The following is a 21,070-nucleotide window of genomic DNA, read 5'->3' on the forward strand; positions in this document are numbered from 1 at the left end:
GAGCACCGCCAACATCCACTACGGCATCGGCGGCACCTGGACCACCGTCCCCGGCATCGCCATGGACACCGCCTGCACCGGCTGGAAAAAGAAGACCGTCGACCTCGCCACCGCAACCACCTTCCAGGTGACGTTCAACAACAACAGCGGAACCTGGGACAACAACCACGGCAACAACTACACCCTCGGCACCGGCACCACCACCGTGAAGAACGGCGTCGTGAGCGCGGGGGCGTCGGATCCCTGTGGGGCCGAGCCGCCGCCGGACACGACTCCGCCGACCGTGCCCACGGGCCTGGCGGCGACCGCGTCGGGCACGAACGTCACGCTGACCTGGACGGCGTCGACCGACAAGGTGGGCGTCACCGGCTACGAGATCAGCCGGGCCAAGGGCGACGAGACGCCGGTCGTCCGATCCACGTCCGGCACGACGTACAAGGACTCCGGGCTGGACCCCCAGACGTCCTACACGTACAAGGTGCGAGCACTGGACGCCGCGGGCAACAAGTCCGCGTACACCGGTGCCGTCTCGGTGAAGACGGGCGACGGGCCGCCGCCGGCGTCCCCGGGGACTCCGCTCGGCGGCGATCCTCGCAAGGACTCCATCTACTTCGTCATGACGGCACGGTTCTATGACGGCGACACCTCGAACGACAGGGGCGGAAGCCAGAACATCAGGTCCGGTAACGCGACGAACAACGACCCGATGTTCCGCGGCGACTTCAAGGGCCTCGTCGACAAGCTCGACTACATCAAGGCCCTCGGCTTCTCCGCGATCTGGATCACCCCGGTCGTGCTGAACCGCTCCGACTACGACTACCACGGCTACCACGGCTGGGACTTCTACCGGGTGGACACGCGGCTGGAGACGCCCGGGAACACCTACCAGGACCTGATCAACAAGGCGCACGCCAAGGGCCTGAAGATCTACCAGGACGTGGTCTACAACCACAGCTCCCGTTGGGGCGCCAAGGGCCTGTTCGTCCCGCCCGTCTACGGCATCCGTGACGAGCAGTGGAAGTGGCTGTACAGCAAGAAGGTTCCGGGCCAGGAGTACGACCCGATGGTCGAGCACCAGGGCGACGACCCCGACATGACGGCCGCCCAGAACGAGATGGCCAAGGGACGGCCGTACAACGGCGACCTGTGGTCGACCGAGGAGCCCGCGGGCAACACCTGCAAGAACTGGGGGACCCCGACGCAGTGGTTCAGCCCCGAGGGCTACACCATCTACAACTGCCAGTGGCCGAGCCCGACCTCGGGCATGTTCCCGGCGAAGTACTACCACCAGTGCTGGATCGGCAACTGGGAGGGCGAGGACTCGCGCAGTTGCTGGCTGCACGATGACCTGGCCGACTTCAACACCGAGAACGCCGAAGTGCAGAAGTACCTCATCGACGCCTACAACCGGTACATCGACATGGGCGTCGACGGTTTCCGCATCGACACCGCCATTCACATCCCCCGCGTCACCTGGAACCGCCGCTTCCTGCCGGCGATCTATGACCGGGTGAAGGAGAAGTTCGGCGAGGAGAAGGCCAAGAACTTCTACGTGTTCGGCGAGGTGGCCGCCTTCGTCAACGACAAGTGGAACCGCGGTTCTGTCAACCACTCCGCGCAGTTCTACACCTGGAAGGAGCGCAAGGAGTACAGCGCCGACGACGAGAAGGCCGCGATCGAGCAGTACAACTACGAGGAGCAGCTCGGTACGGGCAACCAGCCCACCAGCACCAACGCCCGCCTGAACGGCAACGATTACCACGCGCCGGACCACTCGAAGTTCTCCGGCATGAACATCATCGACATGCGCATGCACATGAACTTCTCCGACGCGCAGAACGCCTTCAACAACGGCAAGGACTCCGACGACAGCACCAACGACGCCACCTACAACACCGTCTACGTCGACTCCCACGACTACGGACCCAACAAGTCGTCCAACCGCTACGCCGGCGGCACCGACGCCTGGGCCGAGAACATGAGCCTGATGTGGACCTTCCGCGGCATCCCCACGCTCTACTACGGATCGGAGATCGAGTTCCAGAAGGGCAAGCAGATCGACTGCGGGCCCACCTGCCCGCTCGCCACGACGGGCCGCGCCTACTACGGCGACAAGATCGAGGGCTCCGTCAACGCGAGTGACTTCGGGGTGGTCTCCAGCGCGTCGGGACCCGTCGCGACCACCTTGAGCCAGCCGCTGGTCAAGCACCTGCAGCGGCTCAACCAGATCCGCCGGTCGATCCCGGCCCTGCAGATGGGGCAGTACTCGACCGAAGGCGTGACCGGGCAGATGGCCTACAAGCGCCGCTACACCAGCGGATCCACCGACAGCTTCGTCCTGGTCACCGTCTCCTCCGGCGCCACGTTCACCGGCATCCCCAACGGGAAGTACGTCGACGCGGTCACCGGGGACGTCAAGACCGTCACCGACCAGACCCTGTCGATCGCCGCCAGCGGCAAGGGCAACGTCCGCGCCTATGTGCTCGACCAGGCCGGCAGCCCGGCTCCGGGCAAGGTCGGAGCGGACGGGCCGTACCTCAAGTAGTTCCTTGAGAGATGGAACGGGGAGCGCGCGGTAGTGCGCTCCCCGCTTTCGTCGGTCCCGGCCCGTTCAGCTGTGCGGCGGGCAGGTCTTCGGTCAGGTAGCGCTGCACGGTGGGGCCGGTGGCGGCCACCAGGTGGTCGGGCGGGGCGGAGGCGACGGGTTCGAGCTTGAGGACGTGACGGATCACGGCCAGGCCGATGAGCTGGGTGGCGGCCAGGGCGGCCCGAGCGGGGGCCTCCTGTTCGTCGATGCCGAGGTGCTCGATCACCGGCCGCAGGACCTGAGTGGTGAGGAACTCGCGCAGGAGCCGTGCGATCCACTCGTTGTTCAAGCTGGAGCCCAGCAACGCTGCGGCGGCGCTGCCGGCGGGAGAGTCCCAGATGTCCAGGACGGCCCGCACCAAGGCGTCGCCGAGCTCGGCGCGGGGTGCCGCCAGGACCTTCGGCATCAGGTCCGCCGGGTCGAACGGGGCGCTGACGCAGGCCAGGAAGAGCTTGTCCTTGGTGCCGAAATAGTGGTGAACCAGCGCCGGGTCGACCTCGGCGCGGGTGGCGACGGCACGGATGGAGGCGCTGTCGTAACCCTTGTCGGCGAACAGATGGCGGGCGGCGGCGAGGATCGCCTCCCGAGTGCCGGGGTTGCCGGGGCGGCGTCCGGCCCGGGGATGTGCCCCCGGGCTGTCGCGATTCACAGCAGTTTGTCGAGGGTGATGGGCAGGTCGAGGACGCGTTTGCCGGTGGCGTGCCGTACGGCGTTGGCCACGGCGGCGGCGACGCCGGTGATGCCGACCTCGCCGATGCCGAGCAGGCCGAGCGGTGTGGTGGGGTCGGGCTCGTTCAGGTAGTGCACGTCGATGTGGGGGATGTCGGCGTGCACGGGCACGTGGTACTCTGACAGGCTCGGGTTCACGATCCGGCCGTCGCGGCCGTCGACGAGGGTCTGCTCCGACAGGGCCATGCCGATGCCCATCACGATGCCGCCGCGCAGCTGGCTGGTCGCCGTCTTGGCGTTGATCACGGTGCCGACGTCGAAGACGCCGAGCCAGCGCGAGACGCGTACCTCCATGGTGTCGGGGTCCACCCGGACCTCGCAGAACTGCGCGCCGGTGGCCGCCCGCACCTTCCGGCGGCATTCGAGCACGGTGCGGGCGACGAAGCCGAGCATGCCCGCCTTGGACTCGGCTTCCAGGTGGTCGCGGCCGGCCGCGGTCAGGATCTCGCCGTAGGTCTGGCCGCCGCCGGCGTGGTGGAGGCCGCCGTCGCGGGCCACCAAGTCCTCCAGCTTGTGGCCGCGCAGGGGTGAGCCGGGCGCGCGGCGGGCCAGGGCGAGGGCGGACTTCTTCAGCTTGGCGCAGGCGTCGATCACGCCCGCCGCCGCGCTGGCGGTCTGCACCGAGCCGATCGCACCGGGGCCGGGCGGCAAGTCGGAGTCGCCGTACTCCACATGGACGGACTCCAGCGGGACGCCCATCTCGTCGGCGGCGATCTGGGCCTGCACGGTCGCGGTGCCCATGCCCATCTCGTGCATGCCGCTGCGCACCACGAGCGTGCCATCGGCGCCCAGCCGGACGGTGACCTGCGCGGGCATGCGCATGGAGGGGTGGAAGGCGGTGGCCACGCCCATGCCGACCAGCCAGCGGCCGTCGCGCATGACGCCCGGCCGGGGGTCGCGCTCGCGCCAGCCGAACCGCTCGGCCCCCAGCGCGTACGCCTCCTTGAGCATGCGGTGGGTGAACCGCTGGCCGCCCACCGGGCCGCGCTCGGGCTCGTTGCGCATGCGCAGTTCGATCGGGTCCATGCCCAGTTGCCAGGCGAGTTCGTCCATGGCCGATTCCACGGCGAAGGTGCCGATGGACTCGCCGGGGGCGCGCATGAAGGTGTTGGGCAGCAGGTCGAGCTGGACGACGTTCTGGGCCAGGTGGATGTTGGGGGCGGCGTACAGGTGGTGGGAGGCCGCGGTGATCGGCTCGGGCATGCCGCCGATCCGGCCGGTTCTGGAGACGCTGGTGTGGATGAGCGCGGTCAGACGTCCCTGGGCGTCGGCGCCGAGCGCGACCCGCTGGGTGCTGGGGGTGCGGCCGCCGACGGTGTGGCAGACGCCCGCTCGGGTGAGCGCGAGCCGCACCGCGCGGCCGGTCGCCCGTGCCGCCAGCGCGGCCAGCAGGGTGCCGGCCCAGGCGCGCGACTTGCCGCCGAACGCGCCGCCGACGTGCGGGGACAGGATCCGGACCGACGTCTCCGGCACCCCGAACCGCTGCGCCAGGTGTTTGCGCAGCCAGGGGATGTTCTGCGCGCCCTCGTGCAGCGTCAGGTGGTCGCCGTCCCACACGGCGGTCGTGGCGTGCGGCTCGATCGCGTTGTGGTTGTACGGCGGCGTGCTGAAGCGCAGGTCCACCGAGACGGGCGCGGCGGCCAGCGCGGCGCGCGCGTCTCCCTTGTCGGCCCCGCTCTCCATGATCGGGATGCCCTTTTCCGGGACGGCGTTCGGCTCTCCGGCCGCGAAGTCCACCGTGGCGGGCAGCTCCTGGTAGGACGGCCGCACCAGCGACGCCGCGTACCGTGCCGTCTCGGGCGTCTCGGCGACCACGACCGCGATCGGCTGGCCGTTCCAGTGCACCTCATCGGTGGCCAGGTAGTTGACCGACGTGCCCGAGGCGATCGAGCTGAGGTCGAGGAAGCTCATCTTGGGCGCAGGCTTCATGGCCGGGGCGTTCTCGTGGGTGAGCACGTCGATCACGCCGCGCACCGCCCGTGCCGCCGCCGTGTCGAGGGCGATGATGCGGCCGCGCGCGATCGTGGCGTGCACGAGCGCCGCGTAGGCCAGGTCCGGGTAGGGGAACTCGGCGGCGAAGCGGGCCTGGCCGGTCGTCTTGGCCGGGCCGTCGCGCCGGTCGACACCCTGGCCGACGTACTTGGATGTACCGGTCGCGGGCTCTGTCTCGGCGTACTTGATGCTCATCGAGCTGCCTCCTCGTTCAGCTCGCGCAGCGTGGCCACGATGGTGGAGACGGCCAGGGTGGTCTTGAACGCGTTTCCCTGCCGTACGGCAGCAGCGGCCAGCTCGGCCTCGGCCGCCCGCCGGAAGGCCGCCTCGTCGGCGAGGCCGCCGAGCAGGATCCGCTCCGCCTCGCGGGCCCGCCAGGGTTTGGGGGCGACGCCGCCCAGCGCCAGCCGGACGTCCGTAACCGTGCCGTCGCGCACTTCCAGCGCCGCCGCCACCGAGACCAGGGCGAAGGCGTAGGAGGCGCGGTCGCGAACCTTGCGGTAGCGGGAGCGGGCCGCGGCGGGAACGGGCGGCAGTTCGACCGCCGTGATCAGGTCGCCGGCTTCCAGCGTGGTCTCGACCTGCGGGGTGTCGCCGGGCAGCCGGTGCAGGTCCGCCAGCGGGACGCGCCGCGTGCCGCCCACGCCGCGCACCTCCACCACGGCGTCCAGCGCGGCCAGCGCCACGCACATGTCGGACGGGTGGGTGGCGATGCAGTGCTCGCTCACGCCCAGGATCGCGCAGCCGCGGTTGAACCCCTCCAGCGCGTCGCAGCCGCTGCCGGGCTCGCGCTTGTTGCAGGCCGAGGCGGTGTCGTAGAAGTAGGGGCAGCAGGTGCGTTGCAGCAGGTTGCCGCCCACGGTGGCCATGTTCCGCAGCTGGCCGGAGGCTCCCGACAGCAGCGCCTGCGACAGCACCGGGTAGCGGGTGCGCACCCGCCGGTCGGCGGCGAGGGTGCTGTTGCGCACCAGCGCGCCGATCCGCAGCCCGCCGCCGGGCAGCTCCTCCACCGTGTCGTAGGGCAGGCCGGTGACGTCCACGAGGGTGTCGGGCCGCTCGACGCCCTCGCGCATCAGGTCGACCAGGTTGGTGCCGCCGCCGAGGAACTTCGTGCCGGGCTCGGCGGCGGCCTGGACCGCCGACTCGACGTCGGCGGCCTTGATGTAGGCGAACGGTCTCATCCCGAGACCTCCATGATCGCGTCCACGATGCCGTTGTAGGCGCCGCAGCGGCACAGGTTGCCGCTCATCCGCTCCCTGACCTCGGCCTCGCTCAAGGCGCCGGAGTCGGCCACGGCGCTGGGCATCCCCGCGGCGTGCTCGGCCAGCATGCCGATCGCCGAGCAGATCTGGCCCGAGGTGCAGTAGCCGCACTGGAAGCCGTCATGGCGGATGAACGCCTCCTTCAGCGGATGCGCCACCCCCTCGATCGTGGTGATCTCGCGGCCGTCGTACTGGATGGCCAGCGCCAGGCAGGAGTTGATCCGCACGCCGTCGGCCAGCACCGTGCACGCGCCGCAGGCGCCCTGGGCGCAGCCCTTCTTCGGCCCTGTCACGCCGAGCCGCTCGCGCAGCGCGTCCAGCAGGCTGACCCACGGCTCCACCTCGAGTGAGGCGACGGAGCCGTTCACCTTCATCCGTATCTCGGCCACGCGCTTCTCCTGCCGATCCTTGTCAATCGCGGTCCTTGCTCAGTCCTTCGCGACCTTCACCAAGCTATGATACTTCACTTGATGTTATGATTATCAGTGTGTCATGTTGAGGTTATAGAGGTCCAGAGGAGGCGCGGATGCCGGACACCGAGGGCCGCGTTCCCGTCGACGTCGTGGAGGCCGCCCTGCGGGCCGCCGAACGGCTGGGAAAGGACGTGGCCGACGTGCCCGTCCTGGCGATCGCCCAGGAGGCCGGCGTCTCCCGCAGCACTCTGCTGCGCCGCGTCGGCGGCTCCCGCCAGGCCCTGGACGCGGCGGTGCGCGCCGCCGGGGTGGACCCCGGCGGGCAGCGCCCGGTGCGCGAACGCGCGATCGAGGCGGGTGCCCGCCTGATCGGCGAGCACGGCCTGGCCGCGCTCACCCTCGACGCGGTCGCCACCGCCGCCCGCTGCTCGCTGCCCAGCCTGTACGTCACCTTCGGCGGCCGGGACGAGCTGCTGCGGGCCATCTTCGAACGCCACATGCCGCTCCTCAACATCGACGACGTGATCACCGGCACGCCCGCCGACCTGAGCGAGACCGTGAACCGGATCTACCTGCTGCTGGCCGAAGCGCTCACCCGCGAGCCCAGGGTGATGCCGGCCATGCTCGCCGAAGCGCTGGCCCGCCCGGGCGAGCCCGCCCTGCGCCGCCTGCTGGAGCACTTCACCCCCCGCAAGCTCACCGGCCTCGGCCTCGGCGGATGGCTGGCCAGCGAAATGGCCGCCGGACGCATCCGCCCGTTACCGCTGCCGCTGCTCATCCAGCAACTGATCGCCCCGGCCGTGATGCACTTCGTGCTGCGCCCTGCCATCGACCAGGTCCCCGGCTTCGACCTGCCCAGCGTGGAGGAGACCTGCGCGGTCTTCTCCGAGGCGTTCCTACGCGCCGTCGCCACCCCCGCAGCCGGGATCGAGCATACGTAGGCCCCACCCACCACCTCGCAAGGAGCAGACCATGACCGAAGCTCCACAACTGCCGATCCAGATGCGACGCGACGGGTTCGACCCCGTCGAGGAGCTGACCCGGATCCGCGACAGCGAAGGCGTCGTGCAGACGATGACACCGTTCGGCGTGCCCGCCTACCTGCTGTGCCGCTTCGACGACGTCCGCCAGATGCTGTCGGACCCGATCCGGTTCAGCAGCAACAGGCCCGCCCCGTTCACCCTGCGCGCCGGCAGCGAGATCAGCCAGGAGGAGCAGGCCCGGCTGCGGGCCGGCAACCTGATCGGGTTCGACCCGCCGGAGCACACGCGGCTACGCAAGATGCTCACCGCCGAGTTCACCATGCGCAGAATGCGCCGGCTCGAACCACGTATCACCGAGATCGTCGAAGCCGCCCTGGACGACCTGGAGCACGCGGGAAAGCCCGCCGACCTGGTCGCGCACTTCGCGCTGCCGGTGCCGTCCCTGGTGATCTGCGAACTGCTGGGCGTGCCCTACTCCGACCGCGGCGAGTTCCAGGCCCGCTCGGCCCGCATGCTGGACATGTCGTCACCGATGGAGGAGCGGCTCGCGGCATCGCAGGAGAATCGCGCGTACATGGCCGGCCTGGTCGCCGAGGCGCAGGCGCGACCCGGCGAGGACATGTTGGGCATGCTGGTCCGCGAGCACGGCGACGACCTCAGCACCGACGAGCTCGTCGGCATCTCGGGGCTGCTGCTGATCGCCGGGCACGAGACCACCGCCAACATGCTCGGCCTGGGCGTCCTGGCCCTGCTACGCCACCCCGACCAGCTCGCCATGGTCCGCGACGATCCCGCCCGGATCGAACCGGCCGTGGAGGAGCTGCTGCGCTGGCTGTCCATCCTGCACACGATGCCGCCCCGCATCACCACGACCGACGTGGAGATCGCCGGACAGACCATCCCCGCGGGCTCACTCGTGACCGCCTCCCTGCCTGCCGCCAACCGCGACCGCGCCTTCATCGACGACCCCGACCGCCTCGACATCACCCGGGGAGACCTCGGCCACCTCGCCTTCGGCCACGGCGTGCACCACTGCCTGGGCGCGCCGCTGGCCCGCGCGGAGATGCGCATCGCCTTCCCCGCCCTGTTCCGGCGCTTCCCCCGCCTCGCCCTGGCCGACCCGTTCGAGGAGATCGAGTACCGCACCTTCAACGCCATCTTCGGCCTGAAGTCACTGATGCTCACCTGGTGACGAGGCAGGCGCGGGAGGAACTCTTTTCGCGTCTGAATCAACGGGCTGTGAGCAGGCGTTAAGAGAAGACGTGATGATCGGCGGGACGGCGTATCGGCGAGGCCGCGTCCAGGGACGACGTCGGCGGTGGCACGTGCCGTGTCAGGTGGAGGGGATGCGGATCACACGGTCGTCGTCGGCGGCAGGCCGCCCGCAAGATGGCCACGATCGCGTGGAAGGCCGGAGGGTCTTCGGCTAGTACCGAAGAGCCTCCGGCCGTCTCCCGTGACGGCATGTACTAGAAGTCGAACTCACCCTTCTTCGCACCATCGACGAACGCTGCCCAGACCGACGGTGAGACCACATACGGAGCGAGATCGAGGCGCTCCGTGTCGCGCAAGCCCACCCGGCCGTCAGGCAGGGGCGCCACTTCCAAGCAGTCACCGCTATCGCCAGAGCGGGTGGCCTTCCGCCATGCAGCGTTCTTGAGAAGTTCTTCGGTCAGTTCGTCCATTTCTCTGCCATCTCCCTTATGAGCTGCAGCGAAGCTCGACGGGGCAGGGCTTCGTTGTGCAGCATCTCGTACTTCAGCCTGACCTCGCGGACGCGTTCGCTGTCGGCCGTGATCTGGCCTGTGATGATGGACTCGAGGTAGACCATATCTGGCATCCCTGGCCCGCCAGCGAGAATGAAAGCTCCTTGCAAGCCGGTGGTCAGCCAGGAGTTGTGCGGGAGCACGCGGATGTTGATGCGGGGGTGCTCATCCAGGGCGGCCAAGTGAGCCATCTGCTCGGCCATCACCGCCTCACTGCCGGTCGGTCGGGTCAGGACTCCTTCATCCAGTATCGCCCAAAGGGTAGGCCCCCTGTCACGCTGAAGTACACGCTGGCGTTCCAAGCGTGCGGCGACATTGTGTTCGACCTCGTCAGGGGTGATGGCGGGTCTGCCGCTGAAGATGGCTCGTGCATACTCCGGAGTCTGGAGCAGGCCAGGAACGATCAGTGGCTGCCAGGTTTGCAGGGTGTCTGCCTGCTGTTCGATCTCCGCCAGTTGAGCCAGCCAGATGGGCCATCGGGTGGCGTATTCGACGGTCTCGCGCCAACGGGCTAGCAGCCCGCCATCTGCTCCAAGTGCAGAGTCGGCGGCGCGGACGAAGTCTTCATGCGCTGGGCGCTCTCCACGCTCGACCATGCTGATCTTCGATACCGACCAGCCGAGCCTTGCAGCGAGTTCCTTTTGCCGCTTCCCTGCCGCTATGCGGTAATCACGAAGATGGGTACCAAATTCAACCCTCGGCGCCTTCAGTTCGGCTTCCGGCTCGCTGTTATCCAAGGTAGAGAACTTTCCTTCCCGAGAACACACGAGAAACGCACAGTCGTGTGTAGCAGCACACCTGGTTCGTGTCTGGGAAGTGCTTTGCATTGCGACCATCACGCAGGTGTTTTCTGAGATGGTCTCCTCAGGCCAGCTTGGACCACGCCGTCCAACCACACAAAACGGCTAGCAGACGTGTTAATCATTGCGCGCATTCTTCACCAAAAGAAGCAGCCGGTGATCGGGAAGTAGCGAGGCAAATCCGGTGATCTATCCCATGACTCCCATCATCCACTTTGAGAAACTCGGTGTCACCCAGCTGCCGTGCAGCGATCAAGCACCATACCTGGCACGGCAGACGGTGCGCGCATGGTTGGGAACCGAACATGCCGCCTTCGAGATCGCAATGTTGGTGACCTCGGAGCTGGTCACCAACGCCGTGAAGTACGCCGACGCCACCACTGCTGACGGCCCCCCTGGGCAGATCACGCTCAAGTTGTCTCAGGACGAGTCCATCCTGCGGCTGGTGGTGACCGATCCCGGTTCACGCTGTTCGGCACCGGCCCGCATCCCGATGCAGGGGCCGAATCTGCATTCCGAGCACGGGCGTGGGCTGGCGATCGTGGACAACCTGTCGCGCGGCCGGTGGGGAAGCCACCGACTGCCCAGTGGTGGACACCGCTGCGTGTGGTGCCACCTCGACCGGGAGCCTACCCCGGCGCAGCTAGAGGAACTCTTCCACGCCCCGATCTAACCGGCGGACGAGCCTCGCCCTGGAGTTCTGGCTGACATCAGAGAAGGGAAGAGCTTTTGTGCGACGCCATCACCTGATCGTGCTCTTACCGCTGCTCGTCACCGCCGGTTTCGTCGGCTGGATCACCGCCTCCCCCGAAAGCGTGCCACTCCCGGTCATCGTGGCCGTGCTCGTGCTGGGACCGAGCGTCTTCGTCGCCGCCGTGCTCGGGCACCAGTGGTGGGCCCGCCGCCGACAGAGCAACGACCGCTCCCTGTTCAGCCGGTGATCGCCTCGGCCCACGATCCCCACCTCACGCTTCTTCCCATCTCTCGTACAGGAAGGCTCTCCCATGTCCCGTGACAAGATGCTCTCCGCGCTGGCACTGCTCCTGACCGGCGGGTTCGTTGCCTTCGCTCTTTTGGCTCCCGCCAGCCTGACGCGGCCGGTGTCCCAGGCGGTACTCGGCGCCATCCTCTTCGGCCTCGTCGCAGTGATCGCGCGGAAGGTCTACCTCGCTCGGCGTTCGACCAGCCGCAACCAGCCCCCCGAATCCTGACCGTTCCAGCCCATCCTCGTGGGAGATCGTCATGCCCGAACCCGTCCCCGCCGACGTGGCCGAGCAGGCCGCCACCTACCTCGCCGCGCTACGAGTCTTGCTGAAGGAACGAGGCCTGCACGCCCGCCTCCTTACCCCTGCGAGGCTGATGCCGCGCCTACGGGTCATCAACCCTGACTGCGCCTCGCTGTGTGAGATGGTCACCGCCGCGCCGCTCGATGGCGAGTGGAGCTTGTGGTGGTCCTGGGCCGAACAGATCACCGGTGTCGATGACATGGCCGCCGCTGTCGAACGGATCGGCCACGTGCTGACCCCGGCCGTACCGGCCGCCCGCCTGACCCCACAGGCCTAGACCGCCCCAGGGCGCGTGGCCCACCCGGGGCGCGAGCCCGGGAGGCGTCCTTCGCCGCCGCCGTACGGCGTCAGGGCACGCACCCCCGACCCGACCGGCCGGCGCCGGACGGTCCCGAGCCCTGTCAGCCACAGCAGCTGAGCGGGCGGATCCCTGTGGCTGACAGCGCCCTTACCCGGCCACGTCCGAGAAGCCGGGTGAGGGTACCCCCGACTTCTCGCGAGCATGCCGGACCGGGCCCAGGCGGGCCGGTGCGCTCCCGAGATAGCGGTGACCGCGAACGCCTCACGCGCGAGCGCGGACGCGGTCGCCTCAAGGTGGCCGGCCGGAAGAGGACAACGGCCAGCCACCTCCCGAAGGCGATCACGGCGGGTTCCCCCGTCCGCCTGATCGTCGCCAGGGCGGCCCCTTACGGGGAGGAGAGCGTCGCGGCAGCGGAGGCCGTGACGCGAGGGGCCGCCCACCCCCGCAATCGTCCGGCGGCAAGCGCCTGCCTTCCCCAAGGATGCTGCCGCCGGACCCGGCCTTCGGGAAGGCGTCCGCCGTGGGTCACGAGCAGCGGCCGGGCGCATCATCCCCGCCCGAAGGACCCGACTTGCGATGAGAAGTGGAAGAGAGCGGAGGCCGCTCCCCCTGTGCGGCTGACCGGCCTCCGCTTACATCTCGTCCTTCCTGCCCTGATGAGGCGATACAGCTAGCTGGTTGGCCTGGTCGGCAGGGGCACTACTGACCCACCGGCCTGTCCCACCTCGGCGTTGGACCGGGTTCGGGTTGTGCTCGGCCGGGGTGGGACCGGCCGGGGCGCGGGCACCGGCGATCCGGTCAGGAACGCGGCGGTCGCCTCGGCCGCGGCTGCGGCGGCTTCGGGGTAGACGCTGGTGTAGGTATCGCGGGTGAAGGACGCGGTCTTGTGCCCCAGAGCCTCCTGCACGAGCTTGATGTCCACCCCGGCCGCCAGCATCGCGGTGGCCGCCAGATGGCGCAGGTCGTGCAGCCGGATCGGCGGCAGCCCGGCCTGGTAGCAGATCTGGTAGAAGCGATCGGTCACATGCTGGGGGTGCAGCGGCCGGCCGAGCTCGTCGCTGAAGACGAACCCCGACTCGGCCCAGTCCTCGCCCGCGGCCAGCCGTTCTTTCGCCTGCCGCGTGTGGTGTTCCTTCAGCAAGGCCATGCTCTCGGCGTCGACGGCGATCTCGCGGTCGCTGGAGTCCGTCTTCGGTGTCCCTTGGATCGGGTCCCAGCCGAGCTGGGTGATCTGCCAGTGAATCCCGATCCGCGATGCCTAGTGCCGCATCAGGCAATGTTTGCCCCGTGTGACGCGTAAGGTATTGCTTGATCATCAGGGTCGTTTCGTGGGGGCTGGGCGTGATCCGCTATACCGATGACATCGCCGAGGTCGGTGAGGGGATGCTGCGCGGGTTCTTCGTCGGCTGGCCGCGGCCAGCCTCGCCTGCGCAGCACTTGGCGGTGCTGCACGGAAGCTTCCGTGCGGTGGTGGCCATCGACAGCACCGCTGGTCGCGTCGTCGGTTTCGTAACCATGATCAGTGATGGCGTGCTCACCGCGGCGATCCCCTGGTTGGAGGTCCTCCCCGGTTACCAGGGCCGGGGGATCGGAACCGAGCTGATGCGCCGCATCCTGGAAGGCACGGAACGGTTCTACTCGGTGGACCTGCTGTGTGACGCACCGCTGCAGCCCTACTACGCCCGCTTCGGGATGGTCCCCCTGCCCGGGGCGGCCCTGCGCCACCCCGCGGCCCTGCGCGGCCGCGCCATTGCAACGCCGCATGCGCAGAATGCTGGTGCGCCCAATCGGGAAGCGCCAGGCTGTGCGGGTGGCGGAACGAGTAGGGGTTCGTGCGATCGATGACGACGAGGGCCGGCGGCTGCTGCGGATCATCCGCAGACGCACCGGCTCGGTCGTGACTTGGCGGCGCGCGCAGATGGTACTGCTGTCCACACAGGGCATGTCGGTAGCGAAGATCGCCGAGGTGACGTTCACCAGTCCGGACCGGGTCCGCTATGTGATCCACAACTTCAATGACGACGGTTTCGAGGCTCTTTACCCGAAGTACAAGGGCGGACGGCCCAGGACCTTCACCCTCCCCGAACGACGCGAGATCAAGAAGATCGCCAAGTCCAAGCCGGCCGAGCATGGCCTACCGTTTTCGACCTGGAGTCTGGCCAAGCTGGCCGACTTCCTGGTCGCCGAGGGGGTGATCGACGACATCAGCCACCAGGGCCTGCGCATCCTGCTCCGCGAGGAGGGCGTCTCCTTTCAACGCGTAAAGACCTGGAAGACCTCCCGTGACCCGGACTACGCCGCCAAGAAGGCCCGCGTGGAGCACCTCTACGCGATCGCCGACGGCGAGGTCATACCCGAGGACGGCGAGCCCAAAGTCGTCTTGTGCCTGGACGAGTTCGGCCCGCTCAACCTCCAGCCCCATCCTGGGCGGCAGTGGGCCGAGCGCGGAGGGAAGCACAAGGATCCCGACCGTGAGCCCCGGCCCCGTCGGCGGGCGACGTACACCCGCCCGCACGGGGTCCGGCACCTGTTCGCCGCCTACGACCTTGGCAAGGACAAGCTCTACGGGCACATCAAGCCGAGGAAGAACCGCGCTAGGTTCCTGGAATTCTGCCGCTACCTGCGCAGCCTCTACCCGTCGGAGGTCCGTATCGCGATCGTGCTCGACAACTTCTCCCCACACCTGACCACGACGAAGGACACCCGGGTCGGCGACTGGGCCGCGGCCCACAACGTCGAGCTCGCCTACACTCCGACCAACAGCTCCTGGCTCAACCGCATCGAGGCTCAGTTCACCGCCCTGCGCTACTTCGCCCTCGACGGCACCGACCATGCCAGCCACAAGGAGTAGGGCAGCATGATCCGCCGCTACATCATCTGGCGGAACAAGCACGCCGCCGACGAACGCCTCCGCGAAGTAGTCGACAGGGCGAACGTTGCCTGATGCGGCACTAGTAGTTGACATCCGGCTTGCGGATTCCTACGCCCTCCCCTCGCCGCAGCCCGCACATCGCATACAGCCGGTAGAGCGCGAACAGGCGGTCGTTGCGTGCGTAGGCGAGAAACTGCTGCAGCTGCTGAGGTGTCCACACCATCACCGGTGAGGGGCGGGGCGCGCCGATGTAGGCGGCGACCGGGTCAACCCGTTTGCCTCCCGTGGCCCGCTTGAGCCGCTTGAGCCGCTCCAGATGGCCGGCATGGTCGGCACGCCGCTGAGTGACACGCTCCTCCGTCCAGACGACCGGCTTGGGCCGGGTCACCGCGGCGAGCTCGACAACAGCGGCGGGGTTGAAGTCCAGCAGCCGATCCTGCCGGATCGCGATTTTGAGCGCGTGCCGCAGCGTCGCCCGGATACGGTGCATCGTCGTCGGGCCGACCGGACGCCGGTATCGCACCGCCTGCACGCGGGCGGGGTCGCCGCTGGCGCGTTCGGTGGCGATGATGTCGTTGAACTCCTCGATCGCATCGAACATGCCCGCGATGTCGGACACCCGCAGCCGGTCCAGCCGGACGTCGCCCAGGTACGGTTTCAGGTAGAGCCGGATGTGGGACTCATAGGCGCGTTTGGTGGTCGGCTCGATGGCGCGCTTGCGCCCCAGGAACTCCTCCAGCCACTCCGCGACCGTGACGTGCCGGTTGAGGTCTTGGCGAGTGCGGACCTTACGCCGCACCTCTTCGGTGTCGGGCAGGCTTTTGGTGTCCTTGAGCATCGACAGCATCAGCGCGGTGATCTGCCTGCGCACCGCCGGGTCGGGGTCGAGGGCGAGCAGGCCGCGGGCGTGATCCAGCCCGCCTCCGCCTCCTCCAGCGTGGCGAACCCGCGCCGCCGCAGTGGGGTGCGCCGCCTGCCGTCGGCGTGCGCGGGCAGCTCGAGCTGGTAGGCCCACGTGCCGTGCGTTGAGCTCCACCGTCGGCCGCCACTGGCGTGGCCGGTGCGCAACTTCGGGCAGGTCTTGCTGATGTTCTTGCCGGTCTCGGGGTCGACGCAGGCGCAGATCTTGAACGTGGTGCCCTTGGCGACCTTCGCCTCCCTCCCTGCCGTCATGGCTGTCTGAGACGCGATGTCTGAGGTTGCGCCCATCGTGGTCATCCTTCCTTTCCTGCCGGGTGGCTGCTGCTGTCCGGCCCGGTGTGATCGACTTGCTCTGCTGGCGGGTCGAGTAGCGCCCGCAGCCCGCGCACCGGCACGGCGTACCTGCCGCCGATGCGCAGCACCCGGCAGGGGAACTCGCCCGCTTTCGCGAGCCGGTATGCCTTGGTGCGGCCCATGCCGAGCAGCCGCCCGGCCCTCAGCAGGCTCACCACCTCCGGCCGCTCCATCGCCTCGGCGGGCAGGGGCTGGTTCGGGGTTGTGCTGGTCATGTGTCACCTCCATGCGCGTTGATGGACAGGGGCCGATCCGTACCGCGCGGGGATGCGCGGCCCCGTCCGGCAGGTGCGGGCTGTGGTGGGCGCTACGCCGCCGCCCCGCCCGCGTCCCGTCGCGGAGCCGGGGGCGGCCGTCCCGTGGACGACGGGGCGGTCACAGCCCCGGCATGCCGGGGTGCGGGGCGGGGTTGGTGGCGGCGGTATCGACGCCCACCTTCATGGCCCGTGTAGCGAAATCCGCAGGTCAGGGCACGAACCCCTGTTCCTGGCCCGAATCCGGGCCGGGAACAGGGACGACTGACGTGTTACTCCGGCTCGCCGCCGTCTCGCAGGCCCGAGATGTCCCCCGACGAACCCTGGAGTTCCTGCTGAAGATCCTTCGGTCTCCGTGAACCCGCGGGCTCCGCAAGCGCGCGGAAGATGAGCAGGTCTTCATGAGCTATGGCGTGGATCGGCAGGCCGCGCGCCCATGCCTTGCGTGCCTCGTGGAGCTGGAAGAACGACGCTCGGTTGAGGAGGTGGCCGTCGCCAAGCCCGCACAGCAGGCACACGATCCGGTCGGCGAGCACCAGCCCGGCTTCCTGAGCGATCTGGTGGACGTGGCCGGGCAGATCGACCAGCTCGCCCCGCACCCGATACGGCCGCACGGTGATCGCCGCCACCCCGCCGGGGCGCAGCAGTTCCTTACATCCGGCCAGGATGCGGCCGAACCCCTCCAGCAGCGCCGGAAGTTGCTGATGGGCGAGGTTGCCACGATCGGCCGAGTAGTGGTGGTTCCACTTGCGCACGCCCGGCTCGCCGGTATCGCGCGTGGAGCGGATGTGCCCGTGGGTGTGAGCGCCGTAGGGCGGGGAGGTGAGCACCAGGGCCGCCCGCCCGGCCAGGTCCGGCAGCAGCCGGGCGATGTTGCGTGAGTCCCCGGCCACCACCCGGCCGAACCCTTCGGCTCCCTGTTTCCTGGCGTGGGCGAGGTTGGCGACCGCCAGCCGCGCCCACTGCTCCTCGTACTCCACCCCCGCGACGTGCCTGCCCAGATGCGCGGCCTCGACCAGGGTGGTACCGATCCCGCACATCGGATCGACCACCAGCTCCCCCGGCCGGGTGTAGGTGCCGATCACCCGAGCGGCGATCGAGGGAAGCATCTTGCCCGGATGCCCCATCGACTCCGGCAGATACCGGCCCCGCCGCTGCACCCGCGACGGCTGCTGCCCGGTCGTCCACACCGACGTCGTCACCTCGGCCATCAACGACCACCTCCCACCGGGGCAACGCCCCTGGCAGCGACTGGCGAAGCAGTACTGCCCGCCGGAGGTGTCGTCGGTTCTGGCGGCTCGGCGAGCCCTCGTGGGCGGGTGAACAGCAGCACGTCCGAGTGGACGCGGGTGCTGGCAGGCAGTCCGGCACATGCCGGAAGTTCTTGGAGGGTGGCCAGGCCGTGACGCAGGTGGTCCGGTTCGATGTGCTCGCCGCGAGCGGGCTGGTGCAGGGCGATGATGTGCTGCAGATACGCCAGCCCCGCCTCACACGCTTGGGCGATGATCTCCGGCAGCGGATCGACCACGCGGCCGGCGCGGTGCAGGCCGGTCACCACGGCCAGATGCCCGCCCGGCTTCACCAGCCCCGCCACGTCGGCGAGGTCCAGGACCTGCGCCTCAGCGCTGGAGTCTGGCCGACCACCCGCGGCGAGCGGCTGCGGGCAGGGCCGCTCGGCCACCACCAGGCTGCCGTTCCCCGCCAGGTCGGCCAGCATTGACGGCCCGTCGTCTGCGGGGTCGGTGACGCGCAGGTCGGTGACTTCCAGGTCGTAGCCGGGGTGGGTGCGCGCCAGCCGGGTCCAGATCACCCCCGCCCGACCCGCGTCGGTGAAGACGGCCACCGGCAGGCAGCCCGCGGTCAGCGCGGCCGAGATGACCTGGTGATCGGTGGCGCCCAGATGGATGACGCTCTCGCCCATGCGGGCGCAGGCGGCGATCAGATGACGGGCCAGCGGACCGGAGACCGGGTGGCAGCAACCCGCCTGGCAGGTGGCGGCCGTTTCGGTGTCGGCTGCGGCCAGCCACACGGTCAGCGGCAGATGCCCTCGTGAACGGTCTTGCACGTCGCGGCTTACGCACAGTTCCCGAAAGAGATCGGTAGCTGGGGCGGAGGTGCTGGACGAAGAGGTGGTGGTCGGTTCGGTCATGTGGGTGTGGCCCGAGTACCGGGTCAGCGATCCCTGTCACTGATCCAAATACCGGCCCGAGAGCCTGTGTTAGGACAGGCCGTCAAGCAAAAGTTCGACAAGTACTTGCCGCTACCATGTGGCTCCGCCATGTGCGCGTGAACACCTCCGGTTGCTCTTCTCTGCGCGCCCGTCCTCTGGCAGGGACGGGCGCAGCCTCCGGTGAACACCAGGGCTTCGAGGACGTACCCCATCGGGAAGAGCGCATCTCCGCATCTCAATTCCGCCGCTCACCTTCCGTATTCGTCCTGTCACGCTGATACTGGTGTGCTTGCGGGTCGGATACCGAGGCGGGTCCGGCCCGTACGGGCGGGCTGGACATTGGAGGGGCCCAGTCCGTTCGGGGATGTGCTGGCCTGGCCGCCTTTCACACCGGGCCAGCACATACGCCCCACCATCGCCGATGATCCCGCATTCGATCTGACGTTTCCGCAGGTCACAGCGTTCTTGTGCACGTGCCGTACACCCTTCGGGCAGTGTCCGTCGCCCGCCTTCATCCCGGTTGGCCACCACCTCTCGGCAGCATCGGCCTAGGTTGAGATGACACGGTCCCAGCCGTGTCATCGGGGGTGGTTCACATGGCAGACCGGAAGGATGAGCTGGCCGAACGCCGCTTCGCCAAGCTCGTCGACCAGCTCAAGGCGATGATGACCGCCGGTCTCAAACCGGAGTACCGCGGCTTCTACGGCCAGCTCATCCTCACCCACGACGCGGTGATCGAGCTGGGAGAGCTCGCCGACCTGCGATGGGCCGCACGAGCAGCCGGACGCCGGCTTGGCTGGCGCGTACGCACTCACGTCGCCGACAACGGGACCCTCTTCATCATCGACGACCGGGACCCGCCCCAGGAGATCCCCGCCAGCTGGCAGGCCGTCGCGCGGCCGAGGCCGTCTCGGCCGTCATCACCCGCGTCCAGCACGAGGCCCGCATGTTTCGCACCAGCCAGCCCATCACCCGGCCGGACGACCGCGACGAAGGTTCCTGACCAAGCCAGGTGCGATCCCTCGGTTCGAGCCAGGTCCAACCGGTTGACGCGATCTTGACGCGAGATTTTCGACCTCATCCTGTTCCCGCAGGTCAGGCCGGTTTCCGCATGCAGAATCGCGTGATGCGGCTTCGCTCCGATCGGCGGGCACGGACCGCAGGTTTCCGGCGTTTTCGCAGGTCAGACCTGCTTCTGAAACGTGATCCAAAACTGGTGTGATCTTTGCCGTGCCCGATGTCTGATCATTTCTCGTCCGGTTCTTGCCCAGGGCCTTTGGCGGGATGGCGACGTCCGAACCGAACTCGTCCCTCGGGAGCGTCGCCATGTCTCACCCTTCGACCAGCCTGTCTGCACACCTCGCCAGCACAACCGTCAACAGCACGCCCAGCCACACCTCGGTCCGTCTCTCCTCGGACACCACCTCGACCACCACCACGTCGACTACCTCGGCCGTCACGACCACGAGTTCGCTGCCGCTGGACGTGGCCGGGCACGCGTTCGAGCTGCTCATGCGCGGCCCGCAACCGCTGGCCGTCGATGGAGCCGCGCTCGGGGAAGGGCTCCCCGCCCGGCTCATCCCGCTGGACGAACTACGGCACCTGCTGCTGCACCCGTCCTGCACCCGCACCACCCGCGACCACGTGTGGCGGCACCTCATCACCCAGGCCCGCACGCACCGCGGCGCGTGGATGGTCGCCGCCGTCGCACTCGCCCGCCCCATGCTGGGCCGCCTCGTCACCGCCCTGACCAACAAGACCCACGCCGAACAGAGCGGCCATCTGGACCGGCTCGCCCGCATGGACCAGGAAGACCTGGAAGCCGAAGTCCTGACCGCCTTCATGGAAGCCCTGGTCCGGGTGAACCTTGCCTGGTCGCACCCGCTGCTGCGGCTGTCACGGCTGACACAGTTCGCCGTGCTCCAGGCCCTGGCCATCCAGCCGCCGCGTCCGCTGGCCGATCCCGACCTGCTCGACCGCGCCGAGAGCGGGCAGCAGGCACTCACCCACCCGGCCGGCCACCCCGACCTGCTGCTCGCCCACGCGGTCGCCGAAGAGGTCATCACGCGGGATGAGGCGGAGCTGATCCGCTTGACCCGGCTGGAGGGCATCTCACTCAGCTCCTACTGCCGCCACCGCGGCCTGCTGTACTGCACCACGCTCAAGCGCCGTCAGCGCGCCGAGAACGCCCTCTACCAGGCGCTTCTCAAGCGCACCCTGTAGCGATCGGACCGGCGCCAGCGCGAGTTCGCCAGCAAACACCACGCAAAATCCGCTGGCCGCCATGTCCTAACTCGACGCTTCGACCTGGTCTTTGGACAAGTGAAGGCAGCGCGGAAGATCGCCGAGCCCGGCAGCGGGACCCGTACCTGGTCACCGG

General features: G+C 68.8%; 23 protein-coding genes. 11 read left to right on the plus strand and 12 right to left on the minus strand.

What is annotated here, in order from left to right:
- Positions 1 to 2,545: alpha-amylase family glycosyl hydrolase (locus tag ABD292_RS47400; RefSeq protein ID WP_344219809.1), on the plus strand; the 2,545-nt coding region annotated here is incomplete at its 5' end.
- Here ABD292_RS47400 and ABD292_RS47405 read toward each other — a convergent pair.
- The 4 genes from ABD292_RS47405 to ABD292_RS47420 are packed head-to-tail and all read right to left on the minus strand — an operon-like array spanning position 2,538 to position 6,944.
- A complete protein-coding gene (locus tag ABD292_RS47405) occupies positions 2,538 to 3,236 on the minus strand; it encodes a TetR/AcrR family transcriptional regulator (RefSeq protein ID WP_344219811.1) in 699 nt (232 codons plus the stop codon). The two genes, ABD292_RS47400 and ABD292_RS47405, sit on opposite strands and share 8 nt — an antisense overlap.
- Positions 3,233 to 5,503: a xanthine dehydrogenase family protein molybdopterin-binding subunit gene (locus tag ABD292_RS47410; protein WP_344219813.1), complete on the minus strand. Its 2,271-nt coding sequence runs from the start codon at positions 5,501 to 5,503 to the stop codon at positions 3,233 to 3,235. The genes ABD292_RS47405 and ABD292_RS47410 overlap by 4 nt, the downstream gene beginning before the upstream one ends.
- Positions 5,500 to 6,489 (minus strand): FAD binding domain-containing protein, encoded by a 990-nt coding sequence (locus ABD292_RS47415; RefSeq protein ID WP_020547428.1) that lies wholly within the window; start codon positions 6,487 to 6,489, stop codon positions 5,500 to 5,502. Before ABD292_RS47415 ends, ABD292_RS47410 begins: the two co-directional genes overlap by 4 nt.
- Complete coding sequence (locus ABD292_RS47420; protein WP_344219917.1) at positions 6,486 to 6,944, minus strand: (2Fe-2S)-binding protein; 459 nt, start codon at positions 6,942 to 6,944, stop codon at positions 6,486 to 6,488. The genes ABD292_RS47415 and ABD292_RS47420 overlap by 4 nt, the downstream gene beginning before the upstream one ends.
- A 152-nt stretch (positions 6,945 to 7,096) precedes the next feature.
- On the opposite strand from ABD292_RS47420, the gene ABD292_RS47425 reads away from it, so the two are divergent.
- Together ABD292_RS47425 and ABD292_RS47430 are read left to right on the plus strand one after the other, a co-directional pair.
- A complete protein-coding gene (locus ABD292_RS47425) occupies positions 7,097 to 7,924 on the plus strand; it encodes a TetR/AcrR family transcriptional regulator (RefSeq protein ID WP_020547430.1) in 828 nt (275 codons plus the stop codon).
- Positions 7,925 to 7,955: 31 nt separating this feature from the next.
- Entirely contained in the window at positions 7,956 to 9,158 is a 1,203-nt protein-coding gene (locus ABD292_RS47430; RefSeq protein ID WP_026215209.1) for a cytochrome P450, read from the plus strand.
- 277 nt (positions 9,159 to 9,435) lie between these two features.
- Here ABD292_RS47430 and ABD292_RS47435 read toward each other — a convergent pair whose 3' ends face one another.
- On the minus strand, positions 9,436 to 9,651 hold the full coding sequence (locus tag ABD292_RS47435; RefSeq protein WP_033411412.1) for a DUF397 domain-containing protein: 216 nt from the start codon (positions 9,649 to 9,651) through the stop codon (positions 9,436 to 9,438).
- Entirely contained in the window at positions 9,639 to 10,469 is an 831-nt protein-coding gene (locus ABD292_RS47440) for a helix-turn-helix domain-containing protein (RefSeq protein WP_344219817.1), read from the minus strand. Before ABD292_RS47440 ends, ABD292_RS47435 begins: the two co-directional genes overlap by 13 nt.
- 259 nt (positions 10,470 to 10,728) lie before the next feature.
- Between ABD292_RS47440 and ABD292_RS47445 the strand changes: the two genes are divergently transcribed.
- From ABD292_RS47445 to ABD292_RS47460, 4 genes are all read left to right on the plus strand, one after another.
- A complete protein-coding gene (locus tag ABD292_RS47445; RefSeq protein WP_344219819.1) occupies positions 10,729 to 11,205 on the plus strand; it encodes an ATP-binding protein in 477 nt (158 codons plus the stop codon).
- A gap of 58 nt (positions 11,206 to 11,263) precedes the next feature.
- Positions 11,264 to 11,473, plus strand: coding sequence for a hypothetical protein (locus ABD292_RS47450; RefSeq protein ID WP_344219822.1), 210 nt, complete (start codon positions 11,264 to 11,266; stop codon positions 11,471 to 11,473).
- 63 nt (positions 11,474 to 11,536) lie between these two features.
- The gene (locus tag ABD292_RS47455) at positions 11,537 to 11,743 is read left to right on the plus strand and encodes a hypothetical protein (RefSeq protein ID WP_344219824.1); all 207 of its coding nucleotides are present in this window, start codon (positions 11,537 to 11,539) and stop codon (positions 11,741 to 11,743) included.
- Positions 11,744 to 11,774: 31 nt separating this feature from the next.
- Positions 11,775 to 12,095 (plus strand): hypothetical protein, encoded by a 321-nt coding sequence (locus ABD292_RS47460; RefSeq protein WP_344219826.1) that lies wholly within the window; start codon positions 11,775 to 11,777, stop codon positions 12,093 to 12,095.
- Positions 12,096 to 12,789: 694 nt separating this feature from the next.
- On the opposite strand, the gene ABD292_RS47465 is transcribed toward ABD292_RS47460, so the two are convergent.
- Positions 12,790 to 13,368 (minus strand): site-specific integrase, encoded by a 579-nt coding sequence (locus ABD292_RS47465; protein ID WP_425565254.1) that lies wholly within the window; start codon positions 13,366 to 13,368, stop codon positions 12,790 to 12,792.
- A gap of 59 nt (positions 13,369 to 13,427) precedes the next feature.
- Between ABD292_RS47465 and ABD292_RS47470 the strand changes: the two genes are divergently transcribed.
- Together ABD292_RS47470 and ABD292_RS47475 are read left to right on the plus strand one after the other, a co-directional pair.
- Positions 13,428 to 13,964, plus strand: coding sequence for a GNAT family N-acetyltransferase (locus tag ABD292_RS47470; RefSeq protein ID WP_344219830.1), 537 nt, complete (start codon positions 13,428 to 13,430; stop codon positions 13,962 to 13,964).
- Positions 13,930 to 14,970, plus strand: coding sequence for an IS630 family transposase (locus ABD292_RS47475; protein ID WP_344219832.1), 1,041 nt, complete (start codon positions 13,930 to 13,932; stop codon positions 14,968 to 14,970). Before ABD292_RS47470 ends, ABD292_RS47475 begins: the two co-directional genes overlap by 35 nt.
- Before the next feature lie 100 nt (positions 14,971 to 15,070).
- Here ABD292_RS47475 and ABD292_RS47480 read toward each other — a convergent pair whose 3' ends face one another.
- The 5 genes from ABD292_RS47480 to ABD292_RS47500 form a co-directional block, all read right to left on the minus strand.
- Complete coding sequence (locus ABD292_RS47480; protein WP_344219834.1) at positions 15,071 to 15,862, minus strand: tyrosine-type recombinase/integrase; 792 nt, start codon at positions 15,860 to 15,862, stop codon at positions 15,071 to 15,073.
- Positions 15,838 to 16,164: a hypothetical protein gene (locus tag ABD292_RS47485; RefSeq protein ID WP_344219836.1), complete on the minus strand. Its 327-nt coding sequence runs from the start codon at positions 16,162 to 16,164 to the stop codon at positions 15,838 to 15,840. Before ABD292_RS47485 ends, ABD292_RS47480 begins: the two co-directional genes overlap by 25 nt.
- A 41-nt stretch (positions 16,165 to 16,205) precedes the next feature.
- A complete protein-coding gene (locus tag ABD292_RS47490; RefSeq protein ID WP_344219838.1) occupies positions 16,206 to 16,481 on the minus strand; it encodes a helix-turn-helix transcriptional regulator in 276 nt (91 codons plus the stop codon).
- A 311-nt stretch (positions 16,482 to 16,792) separates the two neighbouring features.
- Entirely contained in the window at positions 16,793 to 17,731 is a 939-nt protein-coding gene (locus ABD292_RS47495; protein ID WP_344219840.1) for a TRM11 family SAM-dependent methyltransferase, read from the minus strand.
- Positions 17,731 to 18,669, minus strand: coding sequence for a hypothetical protein (locus ABD292_RS47500; RefSeq protein ID WP_344219842.1), 939 nt, complete (start codon positions 18,667 to 18,669; stop codon positions 17,731 to 17,733). Before ABD292_RS47500 ends, ABD292_RS47495 begins: the two co-directional genes overlap by 1 nt.
- Positions 18,670 to 19,286: 617 nt before the next feature.
- On the opposite strand from ABD292_RS47500, the gene ABD292_RS47505 reads away from it, so the two are divergent.
- Together ABD292_RS47505 and ABD292_RS47510 are read left to right on the plus strand one after the other, a co-directional pair.
- Positions 19,287 to 19,751: a hypothetical protein gene (locus ABD292_RS47505; RefSeq protein ID WP_344219844.1), complete on the plus strand. Its 465-nt coding sequence runs from the start codon at positions 19,287 to 19,289 to the stop codon at positions 19,749 to 19,751.
- Positions 19,752 to 20,016: 265 nt separating this feature from the next.
- Positions 20,017 to 20,913: a hypothetical protein gene (locus tag ABD292_RS47510; RefSeq protein ID WP_344219846.1), complete on the plus strand. Its 897-nt coding sequence runs from the start codon at positions 20,017 to 20,019 to the stop codon at positions 20,911 to 20,913.
- Positions 20,914 to 21,070: the final 157 nt, after the last annotated feature.

The sequence above is a fragment of the Nonomuraea bangladeshensis genome, from assembly GCF_039529455.1.
Classification (GTDB): Bacteria; Actinomycetota; Actinomycetes; order Streptosporangiales; family Streptosporangiaceae; genus Nonomuraea; species Nonomuraea bangladeshensis.